General features: G+C 66.0%; 7 protein-coding genes and 2 pseudogenes. All 9 read right to left on the bottom strand.

Annotated features, from left to right (window positions below; all coding sequences use genetic code 11):
* Positions 1–258: 258 nt before the first annotated feature.
* A complete protein-coding gene (rplS, locus tag FVW27_RS03560) occupies positions 259–606 on the bottom strand; it encodes a 50S ribosomal protein L19 (protein ID WP_035068551.1) in 348 nt (115 codons plus the stop codon).
* A gap of 55 nt (positions 607–661) precedes the next feature.
* The gene (trmD, locus tag FVW27_RS03555) at positions 662–1957 is read right to left on the bottom strand and encodes a tRNA (guanosine(37)-N1)-methyltransferase TrmD (protein WP_167122786.1); all 1296 of its coding nucleotides are present in this window, start codon (positions 1955–1957) and stop codon (positions 662–664) included.
* Positions 1958–2093: 136 nt separating this feature from the next.
* Positions 2094–2615, bottom strand: a pseudogene (gene rimM / locus FVW27_RS03550) (ribosome maturation factor RimM); the annotation flags it as partial.
* A gap of 197 nt (positions 2616–2812) precedes the next feature.
* The gene (locus tag FVW27_RS03545) at positions 2813–3046 is read right to left on the bottom strand and encodes a KH domain-containing protein (RefSeq protein WP_015946506.1); all 234 of its coding nucleotides are present in this window, start codon (positions 3044–3046) and stop codon (positions 2813–2815) included.
* Positions 3047–3129: 83 nt separating this feature from the next.
* Positions 3130–3369 carry a 30S ribosomal protein S16 gene (gene rpsP / locus FVW27_RS03540; protein ID WP_015946507.1) on the bottom strand — a complete coding sequence of 80 codons (240 nt, stop codon included), beginning with the start codon at positions 3367–3369 and terminating at the stop codon, positions 3130–3132.
* Between the two features lie 88 nt (positions 3370–3457).
* On the bottom strand, positions 3458–4996 hold the full coding sequence (ffh, locus tag FVW27_RS03535) for a signal recognition particle protein (protein ID WP_167122784.1): 1539 nt from the start codon (positions 4994–4996) through the stop codon (positions 3458–3460).
* Between the two features lie 478 nt (positions 4997–5474).
* On the bottom strand, positions 5475–6659 hold the full coding sequence (locus tag FVW27_RS03530) for a pyridoxal phosphate-dependent aminotransferase (RefSeq protein ID WP_167122782.1): 1185 nt from the start codon (positions 6657–6659) through the stop codon (positions 5475–5477).
* Between the two features lie 117 nt (positions 6660–6776).
* Positions 6777–7010 (bottom strand): hypothetical protein, encoded by a 234-nt coding sequence (locus tag FVW27_RS03525; protein ID WP_167122780.1) that lies wholly within the window; start codon positions 7008–7010, stop codon positions 6777–6779.
* Positions 7000–7407: pseudogene (locus FVW27_RS03520) on the bottom strand (chorismate mutase); the annotation flags it as partial. The gene FVW27_RS03525 and the pseudogene FVW27_RS03520, both read right to left, overlap by 11 nt.

Raw genomic sequence — 7407 nt, 5'->3', positions numbered from 1 at the left:
ATCGGCCCCGCCACGCGTGGAACGCGCGCGTGGGGCGCTGGCGCGGCGAGCGGGCGGTGACATGCGGCCTCCTGCGGATGACGGAACAGGTGGAGCGGGCCGAAACGGAAGGCAGGGTGCGTGGCCGGAGGGTGGATGCGTCCGGCCCGGCGTGACTGGGCGTTCGCGGCGCATCACGCGGACTGGATGACAGGCGCCGCGCCAACGAAAAAAGGGGGGACCGGCGTGCCGGACCCCCCTTGCATGAAGCAGTCTGGCCTAGAAGCGGTTCTTGGGCTTGATGCGCGCGGCCTTGCCCTTGAGTTCGCGCAGGTAGTACAGGCGGCTGCGGCGCACGCGGCCTTCCGTCACCATCTCCACGCGGTCGATGAAGGGAGAGTGCAGGGGGAACACGCGTTCCACGCCCACGCCGTCGGACACCTTGCGCACGGTGAAGGTGCCGCCGGTGGTGCCGCGGTGGATGCGGATGACGTTGCCCTGGAACACCTGAATGCGTTCCTTTTCGCCTTCCACGATGCGCAGGTGCACCTTGATGGTGTCGCCGGACTTGAACTTGGGCAGGTCGAGGCGCAGGTGTTCGCCTTCGATTTTCTTGATGATATTCATGCTCGTGTCTCCCTTGGACCGGAGTTTTTCGCTATCGTGGGTTCACCGGTTCCGCCTAATAGCAGTCGCCGAGAATCCTGTCCATGATGATGGCGGCGGCGGTGCGCACCGAAAGGTGGTTGTACCCGTCCATCCACCGGACGGGCCGCAGGGTGCCGTCGCACGCCGCCACAAGATGCGGCGACAAGCCGTGGCCGGTGCCGAACAACAGCAGCACCGGGCGTTCCGCGAGAAGGGACCTTACCTGACCGACGGTCGTGTCGCCCGCGCCGCGCGCACTGGTTGCGATCACCAGGGGGCGCTGGCCCGTGCGGCGGGTAATGTCGTCCACCGCGTCCTGCACCGTATCGGCGCCTCGCACCAGCCCGAGCGCCTCGCCCCTGTCGGGGTTTGCCGCAAGGCCCGGCCCCTCCGTCCAGTGCCGGAGAATGCCGTCGAGCAGCCGCCGCTGGTCCTCGATGGGGGTCACGATGTAATACCCGCCGAGTCCATACGTGCAGGAACAGCGGCCTATATCGTGAATGTCGAGGTTTGTCAAAGACACCGCCACCGATTTTTTTTCCTTGTTCAAAACCGGGTAGTGCACCAGCGCGCAATGCAGGTTGCGTCCGGCCCGTTCCACGGTCTCGGCGGCCTTGTGCCGCAGGAAGGTCATGTCGGTTTCGGTCAGCGGGGCTTCCGGCAGCAGTTCCGGCCTCAGGCGCAGGGTGGCCGCCAGCGACTGTTCGCGCCGCCATGCGGCAATGCGTCCATGGTCGCCGGAGCGCAGCACCTCGGGCACGGGCAGTCCCTCGAACATTTCCGGCCTGGTGTAGTGAGGGTATTCCAGCAGGCCGTCGGAAAAACTTTCGTCCTCGCCCGATTCTTCCTTGCCCATGAAGCCGGGCACCAGCCGGGCCACGGCCTCGATGACGTTCAGCGCCGCCGTTTCGCCGCCGTTGAGCACGAAATCGCCCACGCACACCGGCTCGATGTCGAACAGTTCCTCGATGCGCGCGTCAAACCCTTCGTAGCGACCGCACAGGATGGCCACGTGTTCTTCGCGGGCCAGTTCGCGGGCCATCTGCTGGGTAAAGCGCCGCCCGCGCGGGGCCATCATCAGGATGCGCGCCTTTGGGGTGTCTTCACGCAGGGCGCGCAGGGTGACGGCCAGCGGTTCCGGCAGCATGACCATGCCGGGGCCGCCGCCGTAGGGGCGGTCGTCCACGGTGCGGTGCCGGTCGGCGGTGGCGTCGCGCGGGTTGCGGAAGGAAAAGTCCACGGTGCCCGACTCGCGCGCCTTGGCCATGAGCCCGGCGGACAGGGGCGAGTCGAAGAATTCCGGGAACAGGGTAACCAGGGTGAAGTGCATGGCGACTGCCTGGGCGCTATGCGCCGCCGGATCCTGTCTGGTCGTCGGCCCCGTCCGGCCCGCTCGGCCCGCTCGGCCCGTCCGATGCAGAGGCATCCGCATCAGGCTTGCGGGCGGCGGATTTTTCCGGCGCCTCCAGGTACAGTTCGATCAGCCCCGGCGGCGGGGTGATGCGTACCTCGCGCGCGTCGAGGTCGATGGAGGCCACGAATTCCTCCACGGCGGGCAGCAGCACTTCCTTGCCGTCGGCGGTGCGGATGGACCACACCTCCTGGCCGCCGGGCATCTGCACGTCGTCCAGGGTGCCCAGCAGCGCGCCGGTGTCGTGCAGCAGCACGCGCAGGCCCAGCAGTTCGTGCAGGTACACCTCGTCCTCGGCGGGTTCGGGCAGGCGGTCCTTGGGCACCAGCACATGCATGCCGCGCAGGGTTTCCGCCGCGCTGCGGTCGGCGATGCCTTCGAACAGCACCAGCGGGCGGCCCTGATGGCGCCGTACCGCGGCCACAGTATGGGGGCGGGGCGCGCCGCGCCCGGGGCGCAGCCACAGGGTGCCGTGCAGCAGATCGGGCGATTCGGCCCAGAAGTCCACACCCACTTCGCCGCGCAGGCCGTGGGGCCTGCCGACGAGGCCGATTTCGATGAAGGATTCGTCGCTCATGTGCGCCCGTTGCAAGGATGGAGGGTGATGCCAGAAGGACGTCAGCAGATGCGCCGCAGGCTCCGCCCTGCCGCGCGTGCACGGTCGCCCAAGCGACAAGAGCCCTTCGGCTTGCGCGTCCGGGCTAGTCGTTCTGATGGACTTCTGTCGCGTGTCCGCCCCGTCCGGCCGTATCACTACGTGCCGTGGGCAGAAGGCTACTCGAGGATTTCGAGCACGGAACGCTTGCGTGCCTTGGTGGATGCCGCACCAAGAATGGTGCGCATGGCACGCGCCGTGCGGCCCTGTTTTCCGATGACCTTGCCGAGGTCTTCCTTCGCTACCTTCAGTTCGAGAACGGACGTCTGCTCGCCCTCGACCTCCGTCACATGCACGTCTTCCGGCTTGTCGACGAGGGATTTCGCGATGTATTCGACCAGATCCTTCAGCATGGCCACCTCCACAGGATGTTCCGCAGGATTACAGCTTCCGGCGAGGCGCCTCCGCGACGGGATACCGGGTTACCGGCGCCGCACTATCCGGCCTGCTTCTTGAGCAGGGTACGGACGGTGTCGGTGGGCTCGGCGCCCTGATCCAGCCACTTCTGCACCTTTGCAGTGTCGATCTTCACTTCGGCAGGATTCACCATGGGGTTGTAGAAGCCCAGGAATTCCAGCGGACGGCCATCGCGGCGCGCAGCACTGTTGACGGCGACGATCCGGTAGAAGGCACGCTTCTTGTTGCCCATGCGGGCGAGTCTCAGCTTCACGGACATGATTTGGTCTCCAACTAGTCTGTGTATAGTATGGTATCTCGGGAAAAGCGCAAGTGGGCGAGAATTCCCACCCGACAACTTTTCGTCCTCAGCGCTTCTTGCTCTTGTTGCGCTGCTGCTTGCGCAGCTGCTTCTTCTTCTTGAGCGCGGTCTTGGAGACGGAGTTGGGACCGCCGGGTGCGCCTTCGCCGTCACCCATGCCGGGCATGCCCGGCATGCCGCCCAGGCCTCCCAGGCCTCCCATTCCGCCCAATCCCCCAAGGCCACCCATGCCGCCCATTCCGGGCAGCTTGGGCATGCGCGGCATCTTTCCGGCCTGCGCGGGTTTGCCCCCGCCCATGACCTTTTTCATCATTCCGCGCATCTGCTCGAAATTGTTGATCAGCTGATTCACGTCCTGCACGGTGGTGCCGGAACCCATGGCGATGCGCTGGCGGCGGCTGCCGTTCAGCACCTTGGGGTTGCGGCGTTCCTGCATGGTCATGGAATTGATGATGGCCTCTACCCGGCCCATCTCCTTTTCCGGCACGTTCATCTCGCCCAGCTTTTCGCGCAGCGCGCCCATGCCGGGAATCAGCTTCAGGATGCCTTCCAGCGAGCCCAGCTTCTTCAGCCGGCGCATCTGGGTGCGGAAGTCCTCCAGGTCGAACTCCGCCTTCTGGAACTTGCGGCCCAGTTCCTCGGCCTCTTCGGCCTTGATGGTGGACTGCGCCTTCTCGATGAGCGTCATCATGTCGCCCATGCCGAGAATGCGGCCCGCCACGCGGTCGGGGTGGAAGACCTCGATGTCCGAGAGCTTCTCGCCCATGCCCACGAACTTCACCGGCTTGCCGGTGACGGAGCGGATGGACAGGGCCGCGCCGCCGCGGGCATCGCCGTCCATCTTGGTGAGCACGACGCCGGAAATGTCGAGCGCGGCGTTGAACGATTCGGCAACCGTCACCGCGTCCTGGCCGGTCATGGCGTCGGCCACGAACAGGATTTCCTGCGGTTCGACGCGCCCCTTGATGGAGACCAACTCCTGCATCAGGGTTTCGTCGATGTGCAGGCGGCCCGCGGTGTCCACGATGACCACGTTGCACTGCTTTTCGCGCGCGTCTTCCACGGCGGCCACGGCGATGTCCACCGGGTTCATGCCGGGGGCCGAGGGGTAGGCCGGAATGTCGAGCTGCTTGGCCAGCGTGTGCAACTGGTCGATGGCCGCCGGGCGGTACACGTCGGCGGGAACCAGGTACGGGCGCATCTTCTGCTTGCGCAGCAGGTTGGCAATCTTGGCCGACGAGGTCGTTTTGCCCGAGCCCTGCAGGCCCACCATCATGATGACGTAGGGCTGCCTGCCGCGCAGGTCGAGCTGGGTGGTGCCGCCGCCCAGCAGTTCGACCAGTTCGTCATGAACGATCTTCACCACCTGCTGGGCAGGGGTAAGGCTTTTCAGTACGTCCTGGCCGAGACACCGTTCGCGCACGCGTTCGATGAAGTCGCGGACGACCTTGAAGTTGACGTCGGCTTCCAGCAGCGCCAGACGCACCTCGCGAAGGCCATCCTGGATGTTGGCTTCGTCAAGGCGGCCCGTGCCGGTGAACTTCCGGAAAACTCCTGTCAGTCTGTCCGAGAGACTATCGAACATGCATACCCCGTCCGGCGAATATCGTAAGAGGAGGTTCGGTACATGGGTTTGGGGGGGAAGTCAAGGATGAGGTGTGGTGGTAAGGGAGGGGAAGGGGACAAGGGGGAGGGGATTGGAGGAGGAGGGGAGTGTTGTGTGCGGTTGGATGCGGTTTCTACGAAGACCGTCGTGCGCGGTTGGGAACGCTCTATTTCGTTATGCCTCCGGAGGGTGGGAGATCGGGCGTGGTCGATAGAGCTCGACTGTCTTCGTAGAATCCGGATGCAACCGCGCACAGCCTCTTCGTCCCCGGCGGAGACATAACGAAATCGAGAGTGAACAAAAGGGCAGTACTGTCTTCGTTGAAGCCGGGTGCAAGCGCGCGGGGCCTCTTCCGTTCCTGTCCTTCAAAATAAAGAGAGGCCGCACCCATCAGGGCACGGCCTCTTTTTTCTTGCTCTTAATCCTGATCTTGTCTGCCTCTTCCCGGCACCAGCCGTTACCCCCGAATCGCCCTTCTGAATCCTTCCTCCGACCTTGCAATCACATCCTCGCCCACGCAGAAGGTCAGCCGGAAATGCCCCGGCCCGCCAAAGCCGGAACCGGGCACGGCCAGCACCTTCTCTTCCATCAGCCGGTTGACGAACTTCACGTCGTCGCCGCCGGGCGCCTTGGGGAAAAAGTAGAACGCCCCGGCGGGCATCTGGAATTCGTACCCCGCGTCGCGCAGGATGCGCGCCATCATGTCGCGGCGGCGGGCGTAGATGCTCGCATCCACCTGCGATCCCAGCGCCTTGGCCATCAGGTGCTGGCCCACGGCGGGCGGGTTCACGAAGCCGAGGATGCGGTTGGTCAGCAGTAGCGCGGCCATCAGCGTGGCGCGTCCTTCCATCAGCGGCGACAGGGCGATGTAGCCCAGCCGTTCGCCCGCCAGCGAAAGGTTCTTGGAGAACGAACTGACCACCACGGCGTGCGGGTACAGGGGCAGCAGCGAGGGCACCTCATCGCCGTCATAGGACAGGAAGCGGTACGGCTCGTCCGAAATCAGGAAGATGGGCCGCCCGTGCTTTTGCGATGCGCGGCCCAGCGCCGCCGCCAGCTCGGTCAGTTCCGCCCGGTTGTAGATGACCCCGGTGGGGTTGTTGGGCGAGTTGACGATGAGCGCGCGCGTTTTCGGCCCGATGGCGGCCTCTATGGCGGCCACGTCCAGCGCGAAGGTGTCAGGCTTGGACGGTACGGTGCGGAAGGCGCCGCCGTGGTTGGCCACGTAGAAACCGTATTCCACGAAGAACGGCGAAACGGCCAGCACCTCGTCGCCGGGTTCCAGCACCGCGCGCAGGAAGGCGTTCAGGCCGCCCGCCGCGCCGCAAGTCAGCACCACGTCGTCGGCGGTCAGGTCCACGCCTTGTTCCGAAGAAAGATGCGCGGCCAGCTTGGCGCGGGCCCACGGATAGCCACCGTTGGGCATGTAGCCGAAGGTGAACGGCTCGCCCGCGTGGTCGGCCAGTTCGCGCAGGGCCTGGCCCACGGCGGGCGGTGCGGGCAGGTCGGGGTTGCCCAGGCTGAAGTCGCACACGGCCTCTTCGCCGTACTGCTGCTTGAGGGCTATGCCCGCCTCGAACATCTTGCGGATCCACGACGAACGTTCAAGGTACCCGGAAATCTGCTGGGATATGAGCGACATGTTGCGACCTCGGCGGGTTGTCGGTGGTGCGGGCGGTCCGGCGCGCGACAGGCGTGGGCCGCAAACGGCGCGGGGGAGGCAACGCGCGGCGCGTCGCCTCCCCCGGCGGGTCATGATCTAGAACATGGAGTTGGCGTCCAGGCGCAGGCGGTTGATGCGCACCCGCCGCAGTTCCTTCTGCACTTCCAGTTGCAGCTTGCGCTGGCGCGCCTGGTGGATTTCCTGCGCGAAGCAGATGCCCTCGTCGGGGCGCTCTGTCTCGCACAGGCGGCGCACGGTGGCCTCGCAGGCGCGGCGTTCCTCTTCGAGCAGGGCCATCTGGGCCTCCAGCTCGGGGATGCTATTCGGCAATGATGCGTCGTCGAGCGGGCTTGGCAACGTCATCCTTCTGCTCCTTGGGCTTGCGCGGGGCGTTATCGGGCGAGGGCAGGCCGTTGTACAGCGCCCAGAATCCCGGCATCAGCTCGGTGACGTTGCCGGGGTTGGACAGGTGCAGGCCGGGGCGCAGCAGCGCGCCCAGCGCCAGCCCGAACGTCCAGGCCGCCGTGGGGCTGGCCCAGGGCGAACCATTGGCCGGGGCCTTGGAGCCGGCGGCCACCACGGCGCGCAGCACCGGCTGGCCCGCTTCGGTCGCCAGGGCAAAGCCCAACTGCTCGGCAAAGCTTTCCGCCGTCATGGTGTCCAGCCCTTCGGGCAGCAGCGGCGCGGGCACCACGTCCACCTTGGCCGCCGAGGCCGTGGCGGCGGG

The organism is Nitratidesulfovibrio liaohensis, from assembly GCF_011682075.1.
Lineage (GTDB): Bacteria > Desulfobacterota > Desulfovibrionia > Desulfovibrionales > Desulfovibrionaceae > Cupidesulfovibrio > Cupidesulfovibrio liaohensis.
The sequence above is the reverse complement of the archived record's forward strand: the minus strand, read 5'-3'. Positions and strand labels throughout refer to the sequence as shown.